Source organism: Mycolicibacterium sp. ND9-15, assembly GCF_035918395.1.
In the GTDB taxonomy this organism is placed as follows: domain Bacteria; phylum Actinomycetota; class Actinomycetes; order Mycobacteriales; family Mycobacteriaceae; genus Mycobacterium.
In genome coordinates this window covers 4939542-4956423 of sequence record NZ_CP142362.1, presented here as the reverse complement: position 1 = coordinate 4956423, position 16882 = coordinate 4939542, and the positions used below count along the sequence as shown (strand labels likewise).

Sequence of the window (16882 nt, the reverse complement as noted above, 5' to 3'; positions counted from 1 at the left end):
TGGCGAACTACACCGGCACCGCGGAAATGCGGGCGGGGACGTGCTTGTGCCAGGGTGTGCCGGCGTAGGCGTCGCGCCAGTCGCTCGACGTCAGTGAATTCGGCGCGACGCCCGGGCTGTGGGAGCGACCGTCGTCGTCGACGAAATCCAGCCCGAACCCGTTGGGCAGCGATGCGTGCCCCGGCAGCATGGCCGCGCTGACCTCGACGCTGGCCACCGCGCTGCCCGCGGCCGTCGTGATCCGCGCCCTGCCGCCGTCGACCAGGCCGAGGTCTTCGGCATCCTCGACGCTGACCCGCAAGGCGCCGTCGGTGTCACGCTTGCGCCACGTCGGGTCGCGGAAGATGTCGTTGGCGGTGTAGGCCCGCCGTTCACCCGCCGACAGCACGATCGGGAACTCCGCACTCACCAGCGAAACGGGTCCGTGCGCCAACCTCCGTATCTCGTCGACCAGCTCGGGCATGTGCAACGCGATCTTGTGGTCGGCGTGGGTGATCAGCGCGAAGTCATCAACGTATTCGTGTGCGGTGACCGTTACACCGGAAGAACCCGCGAGGATCGCGTCGAACAATGCGTTACCGTCCGCGTGGCCGGCCCTGCGCACGGCATCCGGGTAGGTCATCGCAGCCTTCTGCGCCAGCCCCCACAATGCCGCGGCGCCGGAAAGTCCTTGTGGCAGCGCCGGTCCGAGTGTCTCGTAGAGCACGAAGGGCAGCACCTTGCCCAGTATCGGGCTGGCGGCCACCGACTGCAGAAAGGCCTGTGCGTAGGCCTCGCGACCTTTTTGCGCTGCCGCGCGAAGGGGCTGTAGATCGGCCTCGTCGACGACGTCGAGCGCGCGCATGAGGCGAGCCCAGATCTCCGGTTCGGGCAGAGTGCCCTCGAGCGGTGCCAGCAGCGGATGACGCAAATGAAAGGTGTTGTGCGGAAACTCGAGGTTGAAGAACGTGGCCTCGCACTTCTCGTACTGACTGGCGGCCGGCAGCACGTAGTGGGCCAGTCGCGCCGTCTCGGTCATGGCGACGTCGATGACGACCATCAGTTCGAGCGAGGCGAACGCTTCCCGGCATGCTGCGGAGTCGGCCAATGAATGCGCGGGGTTGCTGCTCTCGACGATCATCGCGCGGAACCGATCCGGGTGATCAGTCAGAATCTCTTGAGGCACAACATTACTCGGGACGAGTCCGCCGACGATGGGCGCCCCGGTGACCGGAGTCCGGCCGATCCCGGTTGAGTGCCGCAACAGCGGCCCGAACGACGAATGCAGGTGCTGGCCACCGCGCTTGGCGAAATTCCCGGTGAGGATCCAGAGCAGCTTGTTCAGGTACGAGCACAGTGTGCTGTTGGGTGCCTGTTGAACGCCGAGATCCTCGAACACCGAGACGCTGGCCGCCGCCCCGATCCGGCGCGCGGCTGCGCGGATCACTTCCTCGTCGACGCCGCACCGCAGCGCGTAGTCACCGACCGGGACCTCGCGCAGGACCTCGCGCACCGCTTCGGCGCCGCGCACATGCTGCGCCAGAAACGCCTCGTCGCAGAGGTTCTCCTGCACCAGCACCGCCGCCAGCGCCGCCAAGCACCATGCGTCGGTGCCCGGTCGTACCCGGAGGTGGTAGTCGGCCATCTTCGCGGTGTCGGTGATCACCGGGTCGATGACGACCATCGAGCGGTGCGGGTCCTTGGCAATCTCGTTGAGGACCGTTCGCGCGCGGGGGAAACTCTGTGACATCCAGGGGTTCTTGCCGATGAACACCGAAACCTCGGCGTTTTCGAACTCGCCGCGGGTATGTCCGCCGTAGAGATGTGCGTCGACCCACGCCTCGCCGGTCTTCTCCTGTGCCAGAGCATTTGACCGGTAATGGGAACCGAGCGCCTTGAGGAATGCGCCGCTGTAGGCGCCGCCGAGATGGTTTCCCTGACCGCCGCCGCCGTAATAGAAGATCTTGTCGCCACCGTAGGTATCGGCGATGCGGCGGAAGCCGGCGGCCACCTCCGCGATCGCGGTGTCCCAGTCGATTTCCTCGTAGCTGCCGTCACTTCGGCGCCGCATCGGCGATGTCAACCGAGCGCGATTGTTCTGGTAGTGGTCGAGCCGCAGCGCCTTGTTGCACGTGTAGCCCCGCGAGGCCGGGTGCGCCTTGTCGCCGCGGATCCTGGCCAGCCTGCGGTCGTCGAGTTGCACGACGATGCCGCAGTTGCACTCACACAGGATGCAGGCCGTGGGGTGCCATTTTTCGCTCATCGCTCGGCCTTTCCCTCCGTGACAGCGGCCTCGAGAAGGCTCCGCAGTTGGCTGTGTACAAGGTCGAGAGGCTTCACGTCGCGGGACGCCCTGGCGACGACGATCGCGCCCTCGACGGCGGCCAAGACCAGCATTGCCAGCTCTTGTGCACGGTCCGCGGCGACGCCGTCGGCCGTCAGCCGGTCGACGGTCAGCGCGTTCCAGCGGCCGAAGGCTGCCGCGGCGCGGTCAATCACCGGGGAGGCCGCCTCACCCTTGTCGCCGGATTCGACCGCCACCGCGACGACCGGGCACCCTGCTCGAAACCCACTGTCGACGAGCTGTTTGCGGAAACCGTCGACCACCACGTCGAGCACCTCGACGCCGCCGCCGGCTTTCTCGATGCGCGCTGCGATGTGGGCGCCGGCGTAATCGACCGCCTCACAGAGCAATTGGGTGCGACCCCCGGGGAAGTAGTGGTACGCGGAACCGCGTGGCGCGCCGCTGTGCGCGAGAACATCGGCGATCGCCGTCGGGTGCGCACCGCGTTCCCGAATGAGCAATGCCGCGGACGCGACCATCCGCTCGCGATGATTGGCCATATGCAGAACCTTCCGACCGGACTATGTATGCAACCCTACATAATCAGGTGGCATGCGGGGTAGACCTCGGCGATTCCCGGTGCATTTGGTCGTGTCGGGCGCTCCCAGCGGCACCGAACTCGCCTGGTCAGGGCGGTGGGGTAGGGAGGCCCAACCGGTCCTTGATGTCGTCGATCTTGGCCTCGATGCGCTCCATGTCCTCGGCATCGACCTTGAACAGCCAATGCTTGGCGCCGAGCAACAGAATCGCCTGGAAGATCAGCTGCAGCCACTCGCTCTGCCAGTTCTCGAACGTGCTGGCGAAGAACTCGTGCAGATATTCACCCCAGACGAAGGGCTGTCCATGCTGCTGCTGGGAGCTGGTGAACGCGGCCAACTGGGTGAAGAACTGGCCGAGCCAGGAGCCGACGAACAGCAGGAGCAGTATGTAGACGGCGCCCCATCGCCTCATGTGCCTCATAACAGGCGAATACCCCGCCGCGCCGGTTCGACGCGGTTTGAGGTAGCTCGAGGAAGCCGGCCTTCCGGCGTCAGACCGAGGCGGCCTCGTTGATCTCGTCGAGCCTGGCGGTGGCATCGAGATACTCCTGCACCCAGCGCTCGATCACCGCCGAGGTCTTCTCGACCTTGGTGAACTGGCCGACGACCTGACCGATGGGATTGAACGCCACGTCGACGGACTCGTTCGGGTACTTGTGGGTGGCGGCCACCGCCATCCCGGACACCATGTACTGCAGCGGCATCCCGAGCGGCTTGGGGTTGTCGGGGTCCTCCCACGCCTCAGTCCAGTCGTTGCGCAGCATCCGCGCGGGCTTACCGGTGAACGACCGGCTGCGCACGGTGTCGCGGCTGGTGGCTTTGACGTAGGCGGCGTGCTGCACCGGGGTGTTCTCCGACTCCTCGACCATCACCCATTGCGAACCGGTCCAGGCGCCCTGGGCACCGAGCGCCAACGCGGCGGCGATCTGCTCGCCGCTGCCGATCCCGCCGGCGGCCAGTACCGGAACCGGAGCGACCTCCTTGACGACCTGCGGCCACAACACGATCGACCCGATCTCACCGCAGTGCCCACCGGCCTCCCCACCTTGGGCGATGATGATGTCCACGCCGGCGTCGGCGTGCTTGCGCGCCTGCGACGGCGACCCGCACAGCGCGGCGACCTTGCGGCCCTCGTCGTGGATGTGCTTGATCATGTCGGCCGGGGGAGTGCCGAGTGCGTTGGCGATCAGCGTGCATTTCGGGTGCTGCAGGGCGACCTCGACCTGCGGGGTCGCCGTCGCCTCCGTCCAACCGAGAAGCTGCAACGCGTCATCGTCGCTGTGCTCGACCGGCACGCCATGGTCGGCGAGAACCTTCTTCGCGAAGTCGATGTGCTCCTGGGGCACCAGGTCGTTCAGCGTCTTCTTGAGCACCTCGGGCGAGAGGTCGGCGGCGTCCATGCCCTCGTACTTGTTCGGGATCACGATGTCGACGCCGTAGGGGTGATCGCCGATGTTCTCGTCGATCCATTTGAGCTCGATCTCGAGCTGTTCGGGTGTGTAGCCGACCGCGCCGAGCACGCCGAAGCCACCGGCCTTGCTCACGGCTACGACCACGTCGCGGCAATGGGTGAACGCGAAGATCGGATACTCGATGCCTAGGTCGTTACAGATGGGGGTGCGCATGCCTGCTCCTTGGTGGACCGCCACAAATTGAAACGTGTTCTAGATTAGTACGCGCCGAGGTCCTGCACGAAAGCCACCTCGTTACCATCCGGATCGACGACGTCGACGACCTTGACGAGGTCCGCGATCACGACGACCTCTCCGGTTGCGATCCCCAGCTCCGCCAGCTGGGCAATCTGCGCGTCGAGGTCGTCGACCCGATGCGGACCGCTGACCGGCCGGCGCGAGAGCGATCGTCCATCAGCTGTAGCCAGGCGGTGGCGGCTATCTGCCACTCGGCAACGCCCTCGACCGGTTCGAGATTGGGCCCACGACGGATGACCTGGCTATACCAGGACCGGGCGACGGCGTAGTCCCCGGTGGCGACGACCGCGGCGACATCGTTGAACTTTCCGGCCACGGCCCAATCCTTCACCGAGACTTCGCTTTATGACGGACTTCGGGTGATTTACGTCAGAAACCGTCGTCTCGGCGCGCCTCAGTCGTATCCGATCAGCCGTCGAAGCGACACTCGCCTGCGGTTGCTCGCCCCCTCGACCTGCAACACGGGCCACCCATGTTCGGCCGCCAGAGCGGCGAGTCGCGGGCGCGGGTTCACCGGCCGAGGGTTGCCGACCAGAGCCATCAACACCGCGTCCTCGTCGCCGTCGGCGTAGAAGTAGCTGTGGCGCAACCCGACGTCGTTCGCTTCGCAGAAGCGCTGCACCGCGGTGGACTTGTTGCGCCCCCAGATGACCGGCTTGGCGATCCGTCCGGTGAGCCGCCCGGCGTCGTCGAGCTCGAAGTGGTTGCACAGCACGTGGTCGATACCGGTGAACCGGGCGACCGGTTCGGCGTGAATGGTCAGCGCCGAACTGCTGAGCACGACCGTGTGCCCGCGCGACTGGTGCGCCTGCACGATCCGGTGCATGTAGGGGAACACGCGCGCCGCGATCCGCTCGGCGAAGAGCCGCTCGCCGAGGTCGTCGAGTTCGGCGAGCGACTCGCCGCGCAAATAGCCCGCCGCGCGGGTCAGCAAGCGCTCGAACTGCATGCGGCCCAGCCGATATCGCAGCGCCGCCTCGACGACGCCAAGCACCTCGCCGATGCGCGCCTGCCTGCGCCGGATACGGTCGGCGGCGTGTGCCGTTGCGGTGAACCCGTCGACGAGCGTCCCGTCGAGGTCGAAGAACGCGCCGACCCGTGGGCCCTCCGGGCTCGCGGCGATCTCGGCGATCGGGTCCGGCACCGCGGGCTGCGCGCTCACCACGCCGCACAGCCTACTGAGCCGCGTATACCCCCTTGCCCGTGACGAGCGGCATGTCCAACGTGGTTCGGATGCCGGGGTCGGCCGCCACGACGTCGGGGATCGCGTTCACGATGCGCCCGGCCGCCGCCACGATCGCGGCGTGGTTGTGGTCCCCGTGGCGGCTCGTCGGGCAGATGTCCATGACGTAGGACGGTTCGCCGGTGATCTCCACGCGGTAGGACCCGCCCGGTTGCGCGGGCTGAGCCCAGTCGGGGCGCAGGTCGCCCCGCAACCGGGTGACGTGCTCGACGACGATGGCCGGTCGGCCGTTGACCATGCCCTCGATCTGGAAGCGCACCGCCGCGACCGTGCCCTTCTTGATGGTCCCGACCGCCACCTCGATGTCCTCGGGAGCGGGTTCCTGTTCGACGACGTCGCGGATCTCGTCAACCTCTACGCCGAGTCCCGCCGCCAACTGCCGAATCGCGGTACCCCAGGCGATGCTCAGCACGCCCGGTTGGTAGAGCATCGGCAGGTCCCCGATCTCATTACCGAAGCCCATCACGTCGAACATCACCGTCGCCCCGTCGTAGCTCGCGTAGTCGGCGATCTCCATCGTGCGGATCTGCTCGATGCGCTGGCACGTTCCGGCCAACGCGAATGGCAGCAGGTCGGTCACGAACCCCGGGTCTACGCCGGTCATGAAGACCGTCGAGTTGCCTTCCCGCGCAGCGTCTTCGACGCGCTGGATGTACTTCTCCGGGATCACCTGCCACGGATACTGCAACACGCCGAGACCGGATCCGACGACATCGATGCCCGCCGCGAGAATCTTGCGCACGTCCGCCATCGCGTCGGGCAGGCGGGTGTCGCCCATCGCGCAGTAGACGATGCAGTCCGGTCCGCCCGCGATGATGGCGTCGAGGTCGTCGACCGCGGTGATACCGGTGGAGACGTCAAGGCCGGCCAGCTCGCCGGCGTCCCTGCCCACCTTGGCATCCGACGAGACCCAGACCCCGGTGAGGTCGAACCGCGCGTCGGTCACCAGTTGCTTCAATGCGAGGCTGCCGCAGTTGCCGGTTCCGATGAGCGCCACTCGAATCGCCATGGCCAGCAGTATGCGTGCTAACCAGCGAAATTGGAACAGGTTCTAGTTCCGGTCGTGGTGCGGTAGCCTGACGCCCCATGGGACGCGTGGACGACAAGGTTGCACTCATCAGTGGCGGGGCGCGCGGAATGGGCGCCGCCGACGCACGCGCACTGGTCGCCGAGGGAGCGAAGGTCGTGATCGGCGACATCCTCGACGAGGAAGGTAAGGCGCTGGCCGACGAGATCGGCGAGTCCGCCCGCTACGTCCACCTCGACGTGACCCAGTCCGACCAGTGGCAGGCCGCGGTCGACACCGCCGTCAACGAGTTCGGCAAGCTCAACGTCCTTGTCAACAATGCGGGCACGGTGGCGCTCGGGCAGATCGGCCAGTTCGACATGGCGAAGTGGCAGAAGGTCATCGACGTCAACCTCACCGGCACCTTTCTCGGCATGCAGCATTCGGTCGAGGCGATGAAGGCCGCGGGCGGCGGCTCGATCATCAACATCTCCTCCATCGAGGGCTTGCGCGGCGCCGTGATGGTGCACCCCTACGTGGCGTCCAAATGGGCGGTGCGCGGGCTCACGAAGTCGGCCGCACTCGAACTGGGGCCTCACAACATCCGGGTGAACTCGGTGCATCCGGGCTTCATTCGCACGCCGATGACCAAGCACTTCCCCGACAACATGTTGCGGATTCCGCTCGGCCGGCCGGGGCAGTCCGATGAGGTGGCGACGTTCGTGGTCTTCCTGGCCAGTGACGAGTCCCGGTACTCGACCGGCGCCGAGTTCGTCATGGACGGTGGGCTCACCATCGACGTCCCCCACAAGTAGCGGGCTCAGTCGACCGCGGCGAAGTTGACCGTCGCGGTCGCCCCGAGTTCGCCGTCGTTGCCGCGGTAGATATCGACCTGTACGACGACCGAGCGCTTGCCGGTTCGCAGGATGCGCGCGACCGCCCTGGCCGGCCCGATCTTGATCGGCCGCAGATACCGGATGAACAGGTCGGTGGTGGCGATCCCGTGGCCGAACGGGGTGGCGCGAGCGGCGAGCTGGCCGGCTGTGACGTCGGCCATCGTCGCGATCAGCCCGCCCTGCAGCCCACCGGCGGTGTTGGTGGTCCGTTCGTCGACGGGCATCTCCATCGTCACAGTGCCCTCCGCCGACGGCACCTCGGTCAGGCCGAGTTGGTCGAACAACTCGCGAAGCGACTTGGGCGCCGTCATGGGTAACGACATTACCGGCGTGGGGCGTCGCGCCGGCGCCCCGTAGTGTCGTAGCTCGTGGGCGCACGCGCGGGCATCGTCGTCACGGGCACCGAGGTTCTCACCGGCCGGGTACAGGACCTCAACGGACCGTGGCTCGCCGATCAGTTGCTGGAGTTGGGCGTCGAGTTGGCACACATCACGATGTGCGGCGACCGGCCGGCCGATATCGAGGCGCAACTGCGGTTCCTGGCCGCCGAAGGCGTGGACCTGATCATCACCACCGGCGGGCTGGGCCCCACCGCCGACGATATGACCGTCGAGACGGTGGCCCGGTTCACCGACCGAAAGTTGGTGTTGGACAACCGACTCGAGGTCATGATCGCCGACATCGTGTCGCGGTTGATGGTGCGTTTCCCGAACGTCGACGCCGAGGCCGTCCGGGCCGCGAACCGCAAGCAGGCGTTGATTCCCGACGGCGCCGACGTGCTCGATCCCGTGGGTACCGCGCCGGGCGTCGTGGTTCCGGGCAAGCCGACGGTCGTCGTGCTGCCCGGCCCGCCCCGGGAGCTGCAGCCGATGTGGCCGTCGGCGCTGCGAACCGCCGCCGTGCAGGAGGCGATCGCAGACCGCACGGCGTACCGCCAGGAGATGGTGCGGATGTTCGGGGTGCCGGAGTCCGGGCTCGCCGACACGCTGCGCGAGGCCGAGCGCAGCGTCGCCGGTTTCGGCCGCCTCGAGATCACCACCTGCCTGCGGCGCGGGGAACTCGAGGTGGTCACCCGCTATGAGCCCGACGCCGCCGAGACCTACACCGAGCTGATGGCGTTGCTGCGCGGCCGTCACGGCGATGCGATCTTCTCCGAGGACGGCTCGCGTGTCGACGACCAGGTCGCAAGGCTGCTGGCCGGGCGACGCATCGCGACCGCCGAGTCGTGCACCGGTGGGTTGCTGGCCGCACGGCTGACCGACCTCGCGGGCTCGTCGGTGTACGTCGCCGGCGCGGTGGTGGCCTACGCCAACGACGCCAAGACCGGGCTGCTCGGCGTCGACCCCGCGCTGATCGAGGCGCACGGCGCGGTTTCCGAGCCCGTCGCCGAGGCGATGGCCGACGGCGCGCTGAGCCGGTTCGGCGCCGACACCGCGGTGGCGATCACCGGCATCGCCGGCCCTGGCGGTGGTACGGACGAAAAGCCAATCGGCACCGTGTGTTTCAGCTTGAAGCTGGCCGACGGGACGACGGTCACCAGGGCGATGCGGATGCCCGGTGGCCGCGCCGACGTCCGCGAGCGGTCGACCACCGTCGCGATGCACCTGCTGCGCCGCGCGCTGAGCTGACACGCGGATCGGCTAACGTACGTGTCCGACACAGGAGGAATACCGATGGCGCCAAACGCGCGCGAGGAGATGTCTGAACGCGCCGTGGAGGCCGGGTGGCACCGTAGGGACGCGGACCGTACCGACTACTACACGCGCAGTCCGGTGCGCATCCACGTGATCTGGCGCGGGGACGACTCGATCAGCGGCGGAGCGCTGTACCACGACGACATCCTGATGGCCTACAGCCGGGACCTGTCCACGGTGTCCGGCTGGCTGCAGCGCTGAGCGGCCGGTTCTAGGGACGTGCGTATTCGTCCCACACCTTCAACATCGTCCGCAGGATCTCCTCGGCGCGGCCGAGGCCGGCGAGGTGACTCTCACCGGGCATCGGATAGAGCTCGGCGTCGGACAGCTTCGAGACCACGTGCTCGCCGTGCCTGAACGGGACGATGTGGTCGGCGTCGCCGTGCCACCACCGGACAGGCACGGTGATCTCGTCGAGTCGAACGCCCCAGTCGCGGGCGAACACGACGATGTCGGAGAACGGCGCGGCCAGCTGTTTGCGGCTGCCGTTGAGCAGGTCGTCGAGGAACATCGCCTTGATCTCCGGCCGGGCCAGCAGCCGGCGGTCCCCTTCGGGTGACACCCGGCCGTACAGATCGGCGGCCGGTGAGGCGACCGGTTTGATGAACCGGATGAGCCCCGACGCCAGCAACCCGATCGGAGTTCCCGCGTACTGCAGCAGCGGCGCGACCCGGGTGCCGAGGTTGCCCATCAGGCCGCCGGGGATCGAATCAGGGCCCACCGTGGGGGCGACACCGCCGATGACACCCGCAGCGACCACGCGGTCGGTCATCGCGGCGGCGCAGCCGAGCGTGTACGGCCCACCGCCGGACAGGCCGACGACGGCCATCTTCTCGATGCCGAGGGTGTCGGCGATGGTGCGCAGGTCGTCGGCGAACGCGACGACCCGCTCGTACCGGTGCGGGGTCGACGACCCGATGCCGGGCCGGTCCAGGCCGATCAGGCGGACGTTCGCCTGCTCGGCGTAGATGCGCGCCTCCATCGGGATCTGGCGACGGGCGCCGGGGGTGCCGTGCAACCAGAAGACAGCGCGCCCCTGCGGATCACCGAACTCGGCGAACCCGATCCGGCGGTCCCGGCCGACAGCGACATTGCCCTCGAGCTTGGGGCGGGCGATTGCGACAACCATGGCGGAAGTGTCTCATGCCGTCCGGGGCCCTTTTGCGCTACGCCACCCGAAACACGTAAGACGCCGCGGTAATGACGCGGTCGTCGACGCCCTCGTCGCGCATCAGGACCCGCACCGCGACCGTGCCCTCGGGACCGCTCATCGGTTCGGTGTCGACCCGGAACGGGCCGGCCTTGCCGCGCGCCATGAACATCACATGGCACGACACTCCGTGGAGGCGGTCGGTTCCCGCGACGGCGGCCGCGGCGTCGATCGCCGCGGTTTCGAGGATGACGAACTGGGGTCCGACATGCAGCGCCGCGTCCGGCGATGCGACCTCGACCGACAGTTCCGGCAACCCCCAGCGACCGTCGGGCCTGCGCTGGCCACCGAACACCTGCCACAGCGGCGGCAGATCCGGCGAGTCGACCACCTCGAGCGGGTTGGCCTCCATCCGTTCCAGCCCCTCGGGTGGAATGCCGATGCTGACGCCCTGGCCCTCGATCAACGCAAGCACCCGGCCCGGGTTGTCGGCGTCGACGATCTTCGCCCGGCTGTAGCCCATCTGGCGGCCCACTCGCAGTTCTTCGGAGACGACCTCGATGCGTCGGACGCCACGGCCCGGGTCGAGGATCTGGCAGGAGTGGATGACCGGGTTCGGCACCGCCTCCAGGTCTGACATGTGCCCGCTTTCGGGCGCGGAGATACCCAGCACGGCGAACAAGAGCCCACCCGCGGCGTCGCGCATGTCGCGGCGCACGGTGACGGTGTTGTCCTCTTCGACGAGGTCCATCTGCGCGTAACTGCGGCCGATGTAGCGATAGCTCAGCAGGCCGCCCCATCGCCGACGCAGTTCCTCGGCGTACTCCTCGGGCGAATCGGACAACTCCCGGATATCGCGCAGCACGCGGCACTCCTATCTGAGTTGAGGCCGACGCTCTTACAGCGGTCGGCGCGTCGATCTTTCCATCTGGTATCCGGCGGGGAAGGTCATCTCGATCACCCGCAGTTCGTCGTGGGCCTTGGATTCCAGTTCGAGGACGACACATCCCTCGCCGAGGTCCTTTGCCTCCAACACCGTGTAATGCTGACCGCCACCGTTGACATCGATGATCGGGTCTCCTGACCGCAGCGCCTCGACCGCCACCAGGCCGGGGTCTTTCGCCGGATGTGCTTCCACCCGCCCCACGGTAGGCCAAACCGTGGGCGAACTCGCTGCTTTCAACCGACCGCCATCGTGTACGCGACGCTGCCGGCGGGTCGCGCCGTTTCCCGCCGAAAGGCCACCACATCGACGATCATGTCGCTATCAAGACGGGCGCCCGGGAGATGGTCATGGACAGTACGATGCAGGACTTTCCGCTGACCCTGACCTCGATCCTGCGCCACGGCACCGGGTGGTACTCCAGCCGCAAGGTCATCACCGCGACGCCCGACGGGGCCCGCGAGATCAGCTACGGCGAACTCGGTACCCGGGTCGCGCAACTGGCCCACGGGCTGCGCGCGCTCGGAGTGACCAGCGGCCAACGGGTCGCCACGTTCATGTGGAACAACCAGGAACATCTGGAGGCCTACTTCGCCGCGCCGTGCATGGGTGCGGTGCTGCACACGCTGAACATCCGCTTGGCCGGCGACCAGGTCGCTTGGATCGCAAACCAAGCAGCGGATTCCGTTGTCCTGGTGGACATGTCGCTCGCGGCGATGTTCGCGCCGATCCTCGAGCAGTTGACGACCGTGCACACCGTGGTTGCGGTGGGGCAGGGTGACCATTCCGAGCTCGCCGCCGCGGGCCACACGGTGATCCGCTACGACGACCTCATCGCGGGGCGGCCCGTCGAGTATGACTGGCCGGAACTCGACGAGAAAAGCGCCGCCGCAATGTGTTACACCAGCGGCACGACCGGGCACCCGAAGGGCGTCGTATACAGCCACCGTTCGACGTATCTGCATTCGATGGCGGTGTGCGGAGCCAACAACATCGGCCTCGTCGACGGTGACCGGGTACTGGTGGTCGTGCCGATGTTTCATGCCAACGCCTGGGGTCAGCCATACGCGTCGATGATGGCCGGCGCAGACCTGGTACTGCCCGACCGGTTTCTTCAGGCCGCTCCGCTGGTCGACATGATCGAGCGGCACCGGCCGACCGCGTCCGCGGCGGTGCCGACGATTTGGAATGACGTGCTCAAGTACCTGAACGCCAACCCGGAAAAAGACGTCTCGTCACTGCGGACCGTCTGCTGCGGCGGCTCGGCGGTGCCGCTGGCGATGATGAAGGAGTACCAGGAGCGCTACGGCGTGGTCATCCGCCAGGGCTGGGGGATGACCGAAACCTCTCCGCTGGCGGCGATCGCGACCCCACCGCCAGAGGTGACCGGAGCCGACCACTGGACGCTGCGCGCGTCGGCGGGCCGGGTGATGTGTGGCGTGGAGATCCGCATCGTCGACGACGAGGGCGCTGTCCTGCCCAGCGACGGTAAAGCGGTGGGGGAGATCGAGATTCGTGGCCCGTGGATAACCGGGTCGTATTACAACAATGCCGATCCGGCCAAGTTTGACTCCGGCTGGTTACGGACCGGTGACGTCGGCAGGATCGATCCGCAAGGGTTCATAACGCTGACCGACCGTGCCAAGGATGTCATCAAGTCCGGTGGTGAGTGGATCTCCTCGGTGGAGTTGGAGCTGCGCATCATGGACCATCCTGCGGTGTTCGAGGCCGCCGTCGTCGCGGTGCCCGACGAGCGGTGGCAGGAACGGCCGCTCGCGGCTGTCGTGGTAGACACCGACGCGTCCGTCACCGCCGCGGAACTGCGGATGCACCTGAGCGACAAGGTCGCTCGGTTCTGGCTGCCCGAATGGTGGACGTTCGTCGACGAAGTGCCCAAGACCAGCGTCGGCAAGTTCGACAAGAAGGTGATCAGGGCCCGGTACGCAGACGGTGGATACGAGGTCGTCGAGTGCCGGGACTGACCGGCGCATCGAACCGGTCCGGTGCCGGTGATGAGTGGTTTACCGTATCGACGAAGGTCGATCCGTAGGAAGCTGACCGACGCGGAGAGGACGAAGACATGCGCCGATCGATCCGAGTGCTGACTTTGGCCGGCGCCGTCGCCGCCGCTGCACCGCTCGGGCTGACGAGCAACGCCGCCATCGCCGGCGCGGACGACAGCACGTTAATCCCGATGAATCAAGTGTCGCGGCGTTGCGATTTCAGCGAGACCGACTACAACGGGCCTACCGGTTATGCGCGAGCCACAAGTGTCGTCCGGGCGAACGGTTCCGATCTGTCTGCCGATGTCACGATGGACACGGCGATACCGAACATGCGATACGACGTCCGCCTGATCCAGTTGCCACGGTCGGCAGCGGTCCCTTGCCGCGGCGGGGACCCGGGGGTCGCGGCGGGGGTGCTCCAGGTCGACGGTGTGGGCCACGGGTCGGTCAGCCTTCACGACAGCGTCGAACCGGGTGCGACAGGGGCGTGGGTGCTCATCACCCGGCCCGATGCCTTCTCGCAGAACCCCGCGGAGTTCTACACCAGCGATTTGGTCGCCAAGATCTGACCGGGGTCGGTCAGGCGGCGACGACGACGGTCAACTCGTTGCGGCTTCGCTCCACGCGCATACCGGCGCGCCGTGCGACGGCGGCGACCGCGGCCGCGTCGGCGGGTTCAGCACGGGTGGTCGCCAGGATGCGGGCAAGGCGCCCCTTGTGCGCCTTGTTGAAATGGGTCACCACGCTACGTCGGCCGTCTGCGCGCTCGGCGACCACGTCGACGGCGACCGCGTCGGGCAGCCGCCCCAGCGACGCATAGGAACCCGACCGCAGGTCGACCACGAGTTGGTCGGCGGCCAGCCTGGTGAGCACGGGTTCCAGCAGCGGGCGCCACCGTGCCGCCAGCGTGGGCTGGCCCGGCAGCTTCGACGTCGCCGAGAGCCGGTACGCCGGAACAGGGTCATCTGCGCGCAACAGCCCGAACAGCGCCGAGCCGACCGCCAGCCGCGCTCGGGCACGAGCCGCGGCGGCGCCACGCAGCGATCCCACGTCGAGGGCGTCGTAGAGAACGCCGGTGTAGCGGTCGACCGCTGGCAGCGTCGGCGCGCTGCGCAGCTCGGCGTTGCGGTCGATCTCGATATCCTGCGAAGCCGACAGGCCCAACGCGTGGCGACAGGCCGGGCGGTCCGCGGCCAGCTCCACCAGCTCGTCGAGCAGCTCGGCGCGCAGCGGCGTCAGCTCCGGGAAGCGCAGCGACTCCAGGCGCAGTGGCGGCCCGTCGCCCTCGGCCCGCTTGGTCTCCGACGGCGGAAGAAGCACGATCACGCCGCAGAGGCTATCCGGGTGCGTCCTGCGGTCAGATCGCCGGCGGGGGAGCGAACGGGTCGGCCGGTGGCGGGGGAGCGAACGGGTCGGCCGATGGCGGGGGAGCGAACGGGTCGGCCGGTGGCGGGGGAGGCGCCATCGGCGGGGCAGGCGGCGCGGGCTGCTGACCGGCCATCATCACGACCGGTGCCTGCGGCGCACCCGGAACCATGGGCTGCTCGGGCGGCATCGGCAGGAACATGTGCTTGGTGAACTGGCCCTGGTAGGCACCACCACCGCCGACCTTCACGCCGCCGCCTTCACCGGACGAGACGGGTGTGCCGTCGGGCAGGGTGGCCGCGGTGTGACCGCTGTTCCAGCCGACCACCAGCGCACCCGGCTGGGTGCCGTACTGGAAGCCGCGTTCGAGCAGGGCGTTTTCGATGTTTCCCGTGTTGAACCGGTTCCCGTAGACGGGTCGACCGGTCGCCGCATTCGTCACCCAGGACACCAGGCCGGAGCAGTCGGTACCGGCCGGGGAGTCCCCGCCGGAGACGTACGGGGTGCCGGACACCTGGTTCACAAGCGTCAAGAGCGTGGCAATAGCAAACACGCGGTCGGACGCTACAAGTCACGCGTCAGCGTCGCCAAATTCTGTGACAACGTTCACAACCTGTGCCTTCTATTGCCTAGTTCACGAATAGCGTTGCAGACCGCCACTTTTCAGCTGCTCAGCAACGTCGTTTACTGTCGGCTAATTGGCATCTGCGGCAACTGAATTGGCACTACCGCCGCGAATGAAACCCGAAATACGTTGGAATACAGTGTATTCCGATGTTATTTGCCGAATCCAGCAGTGTCGCTCAGCCGAATGCCAACAGCAGGGGAACCGTCTGTTCAGCGAAGGTGAGCGACCCGTGGTGCCCGATCAGCGAAGATTCCAGCGGTTCGACGGTTCGACGGACGATCGCCGCCGAACCGCGGGCGGCCGCCACGACGTCGCCGATTCGGGGCCGCACGGTGTCGCTGACGTGCGGCCCGAACCAGCCGGCGCCGACCGCTTCCTCGCGCGAGAGCACCCACGCCCGATCACCCAACGTGGCGCGCCACGCGGCGAGCACATCGCTGTGCGCGCCGTCCTCTATATAGACGTGTCGGGCCCGCGGCTCTCCGCCGATCGCCTGCACACCGTCGAGCAGTGCCGGGGTGGCGTCGACGTTCACGGTCTCGGGTTCGAGGACCTCGACCATGCCGTGGTCGGCCACCACGGCCAGCAGGGCGCCGGCGGGCAGCGCCTCGACCACCGACTCGACGAGCGTGTCGATCTGCCTTAGCTGCATGCGCCACTGGGGCGATCCCGGACCATAGAGGTGGCCCAGCATGTCGAGTTCGCTGTGGTACCCGTAGCAGAACCCGCTATCGGACAGCGTGCTTCGCACGGCGGCTGCAAGGTCGCCGAGCGCGTGGACGCCGACATACCGGCCGCCGCGAAGCACGGCGCGGGTGAGTCCGGAAGCGGTGAACTCGGCCCCCGAGATCACGCTGACCGCGACGCCCGCCGACACCCCGCGCTCGAACGTGGTGGGCGACGGTTGCAGCTGTTCGGGGAGCACGGTGCCGCGGAGATCCTGGCCCCAGGGGTGCGGGCGCCAGCGCAGCGCATTGATCACGCCGGCATCCGGCACTCGGAACGAGTAGCCGACGAAACCGTGCTCTCCGGACTGGCAGCCGGTCCCTATCGCCGCCAACCCCGCGGCGGTGGTCGACGGGAATCCGACGGTCAGTGTCCGGCCGCGGAGCCCTGCCAATACGGGCGCGTCGGCGGCGAACGTGTCGAGAAGTTCTGCGCCCAACCCGTCAATCAACAGCACGCAGGCTCCGGCGATGTCATCGGGAAGACCGAGGCGGTTATCGAAGCCTTCGGCACCCATGGCCCGGAGCACCGACGGCACCACGTCGGCAAGGTGGGCGAGGCCCGGATCCGGCGTCGGCAGGTCCACACCGCGAGCCTGCCATACGACCGAAAGACCACGCCCGTCCTCGACTCGTTGACAGGGCAAAAGTCGCA

At 67.6% G+C, this 16882-nt stretch carries 19 protein-coding genes; 5 read left to right on the top strand and 14 right to left on the bottom strand.

What is annotated here, in order from left to right; translation table 11 throughout:
- Positions 1–7 precede the first annotated feature (7 nt).
- From QGN32_RS23485 to QGN32_RS23455, 7 genes are all read right to left on the bottom strand, one after another.
- Positions 8–2242: a molybdopterin-dependent oxidoreductase gene (locus tag QGN32_RS23485; protein ID WP_326546543.1), complete on the bottom strand. Its 2235-nt coding sequence runs from the start codon at positions 2240–2242 to the stop codon at positions 8–10.
- The gene (locus QGN32_RS23480; RefSeq protein WP_326546542.1) at positions 2239–2823 is read right to left on the bottom strand and encodes a TetR/AcrR family transcriptional regulator; all 585 of its coding nucleotides are present in this window, start codon (positions 2821–2823) and stop codon (positions 2239–2241) included. Before QGN32_RS23480 ends, QGN32_RS23485 begins: the two co-directional genes overlap by 4 nt.
- Before the next feature lie 127 nt (positions 2824–2950).
- Entirely contained in the window at positions 2951–3274 is a 324-nt protein-coding gene (locus QGN32_RS23475) for a DUF6766 family protein (RefSeq protein ID WP_326546541.1), read from the bottom strand.
- 79 nt (positions 3275–3353) lie between these two features.
- The gene (locus QGN32_RS23470; protein WP_326546540.1) at positions 3354–4487 is read right to left on the bottom strand and encodes a nitronate monooxygenase; all 1134 of its coding nucleotides are present in this window, start codon (positions 4485–4487) and stop codon (positions 3354–3356) included.
- Positions 4488–4531: 44 nt separating this feature from the next.
- A complete protein-coding gene (locus QGN32_RS23465) occupies positions 4532–4762 on the bottom strand; it encodes a hypothetical protein (RefSeq protein ID WP_326546539.1) in 231 nt (76 codons plus the stop codon).
- A gap of 203 nt (positions 4763–4965) precedes the next feature.
- Complete coding sequence (locus QGN32_RS23460) at positions 4966–5733, bottom strand: HAD family hydrolase (protein ID WP_326549230.1); 768 nt, start codon at positions 5731–5733, stop codon at positions 4966–4968.
- A gap of 13 nt (positions 5734–5746) precedes the next feature.
- Complete coding sequence (locus tag QGN32_RS23455; protein ID WP_326546538.1) at positions 5747–6823, bottom strand: NAD(P)H-dependent amine dehydrogenase family protein; 1077 nt, start codon at positions 6821–6823, stop codon at positions 5747–5749.
- Positions 6824–6900: 77 nt separating this feature from the next.
- On the opposite strand from QGN32_RS23455, the gene QGN32_RS23450 reads away from it, so the two are divergent.
- Positions 6901–7635 (top strand): glucose 1-dehydrogenase, encoded by a 735-nt coding sequence (locus tag QGN32_RS23450; RefSeq protein WP_326546537.1) that lies wholly within the window; start codon positions 6901–6903, stop codon positions 7633–7635.
- Positions 7636–7640: 5 nt separating this feature from the next.
- On the opposite strand, the gene QGN32_RS23445 is transcribed toward QGN32_RS23450, so the two are convergent.
- Complete coding sequence (locus tag QGN32_RS23445) at positions 7641–8027, bottom strand: PaaI family thioesterase (protein ID WP_326546536.1); 387 nt, start codon at positions 8025–8027, stop codon at positions 7641–7643.
- 57 nt (positions 8028–8084) lie between these two features.
- Between QGN32_RS23445 and QGN32_RS23440 the strand changes: the two genes are divergently transcribed.
- Together QGN32_RS23440 and QGN32_RS23435 are read left to right on the top strand one after the other, a co-directional pair.
- The gene (locus QGN32_RS23440) at positions 8085–9344 is read left to right on the top strand and encodes a competence/damage-inducible protein A (protein WP_326546535.1); all 1260 of its coding nucleotides are present in this window, start codon (positions 8085–8087) and stop codon (positions 9342–9344) included.
- A gap of 45 nt (positions 9345–9389) precedes the next feature.
- Positions 9390–9611, top strand: coding sequence for a hypothetical protein (locus QGN32_RS23435; protein ID WP_326546534.1), 222 nt, complete (start codon positions 9390–9392; stop codon positions 9609–9611).
- Positions 9612–9621: 10 nt separating this feature from the next.
- On the opposite strand, the gene QGN32_RS23430 is transcribed toward QGN32_RS23435, so the two are convergent.
- The 3 genes from QGN32_RS23430 to QGN32_RS23420 are packed head-to-tail and all read right to left on the bottom strand — an operon-like array spanning position 9622 to position 11698.
- Entirely contained in the window at positions 9622–10539 is a 918-nt protein-coding gene (locus tag QGN32_RS23430; RefSeq protein ID WP_326546533.1) for an alpha/beta fold hydrolase, read from the bottom strand.
- A 37-nt stretch (positions 10540–10576) separates the two neighbouring features.
- Positions 10577–11425: a hypothetical protein gene (locus tag QGN32_RS23425; protein ID WP_326546532.1), complete on the bottom strand. Its 849-nt coding sequence runs from the start codon at positions 11423–11425 to the stop codon at positions 10577–10579.
- A gap of 33 nt (positions 11426–11458) precedes the next feature.
- Positions 11459–11698, bottom strand: coding sequence for a hypothetical protein (locus QGN32_RS23420; RefSeq protein WP_326546531.1), 240 nt, complete (start codon positions 11696–11698; stop codon positions 11459–11461).
- 155 nt (positions 11699–11853) lie between these two features.
- On the opposite strand from QGN32_RS23420, the gene QGN32_RS23415 reads away from it, so the two are divergent.
- Both QGN32_RS23415 and QGN32_RS23410 read left to right on the top strand, forming a co-directional pair.
- Positions 11854–13485: a fatty acid--CoA ligase gene (locus QGN32_RS23415; protein WP_326546530.1), complete on the top strand. Its 1632-nt coding sequence runs from the start codon at positions 11854–11856 to the stop codon at positions 13483–13485.
- A 98-nt stretch (positions 13486–13583) separates the two neighbouring features.
- A complete protein-coding gene (locus QGN32_RS23410; RefSeq protein WP_326546529.1) occupies positions 13584–14078 on the top strand; it encodes a hypothetical protein in 495 nt (164 codons plus the stop codon).
- 10 nt (positions 14079–14088) lie between these two features.
- Here the strand turns inward: QGN32_RS23410 and yaaA are convergent, their stop codons facing one another.
- The 3 genes from yaaA to QGN32_RS23395 all read right to left on the bottom strand — a co-directional run bounded on the left by yaaA (position 14089) and on the right by QGN32_RS23395 (position 16814).
- Entirely contained in the window at positions 14089–14835 is a 747-nt protein-coding gene (yaaA, locus tag QGN32_RS23405) for a peroxide stress protein YaaA (protein WP_326546528.1), read from the bottom strand.
- A 31-nt stretch (positions 14836–14866) separates the two neighbouring features.
- A complete protein-coding gene (locus QGN32_RS23400; protein WP_326546527.1) occupies positions 14867–15427 on the bottom strand; it encodes an NlpC/P60 family protein in 561 nt (186 codons plus the stop codon).
- A 250-nt stretch (positions 15428–15677) separates the two neighbouring features.
- On the bottom strand, positions 15678–16814 hold the full coding sequence (locus QGN32_RS23395) for an alkaline phosphatase family protein (RefSeq protein ID WP_326549229.1): 1137 nt from the start codon (positions 16812–16814) through the stop codon (positions 15678–15680).
- Positions 16815–16882: the final 68 nt, after the last annotated feature.

Excerpts from the sequence above, each read along its gene's own strand:
- QGN32_RS23455 (WP_326546538.1), bottom strand. The coding sequence starts at position 6,823 with ATGGCGATTCGAGTGGCGCTCATCGGAACCGGCAACTGCGGCAGCCTC.
- QGN32_RS23475 (WP_326546541.1), bottom strand. The coding sequence starts at position 3,274 with ATGAGGCGATGGGGCGCCGTCTACATACTGCTCCTGCTGTTCGTCGGC.
- QGN32_RS23410 (WP_326546529.1), top strand. The coding sequence starts at position 13,584 with ATGCGCCGATCGATCCGAGTGCTGACTTTGGCCGGCGCCGTCGCCGCC.
- QGN32_RS23415 (WP_326546530.1), top strand. The coding sequence starts at position 11,854 with ATGGACAGTACGATGCAGGACTTTCCGCTGACCCTGACCTCGATCCTG.
- QGN32_RS23445 (WP_326546536.1), bottom strand. The coding sequence starts at position 8,027 with ATGACGGCGCCCAAGTCGCTTCGCGAGTTGTTCGACCAACTCGGCCTG.
- QGN32_RS23435 (WP_326546534.1), top strand. The coding sequence starts at position 9,390 with ATGGCGCCAAACGCGCGCGAGGAGATGTCTGAACGCGCCGTGGAGGCC.
- QGN32_RS23430 (WP_326546533.1), bottom strand. The coding sequence starts at position 10,539 with ATGGTTGTCGCAATCGCCCGCCCCAAGCTCGAGGGCAATGTCGCTGTC.
- QGN32_RS23485 (WP_326546543.1), bottom strand. The coding sequence starts at position 2,242 with ATGAGCGAAAAATGGCACCCCACGGCCTGCATCCTGTGTGAGTGCAAC.
- QGN32_RS23470 (WP_326546540.1), bottom strand. The coding sequence starts at position 4,487 with ATGCGCACCCCCATCTGTAACGACCTAGGCATCGAGTATCCGATCTTC.
- QGN32_RS23480 (WP_326546542.1), bottom strand. The coding sequence starts at position 2,823 with ATGGCCAATCATCGCGAGCGGATGGTCGCGTCCGCGGCATTGCTCATT.
- QGN32_RS23450 (WP_326546537.1), top strand. The coding sequence starts at position 6,901 with ATGGGACGCGTGGACGACAAGGTTGCACTCATCAGTGGCGGGGCGCGC.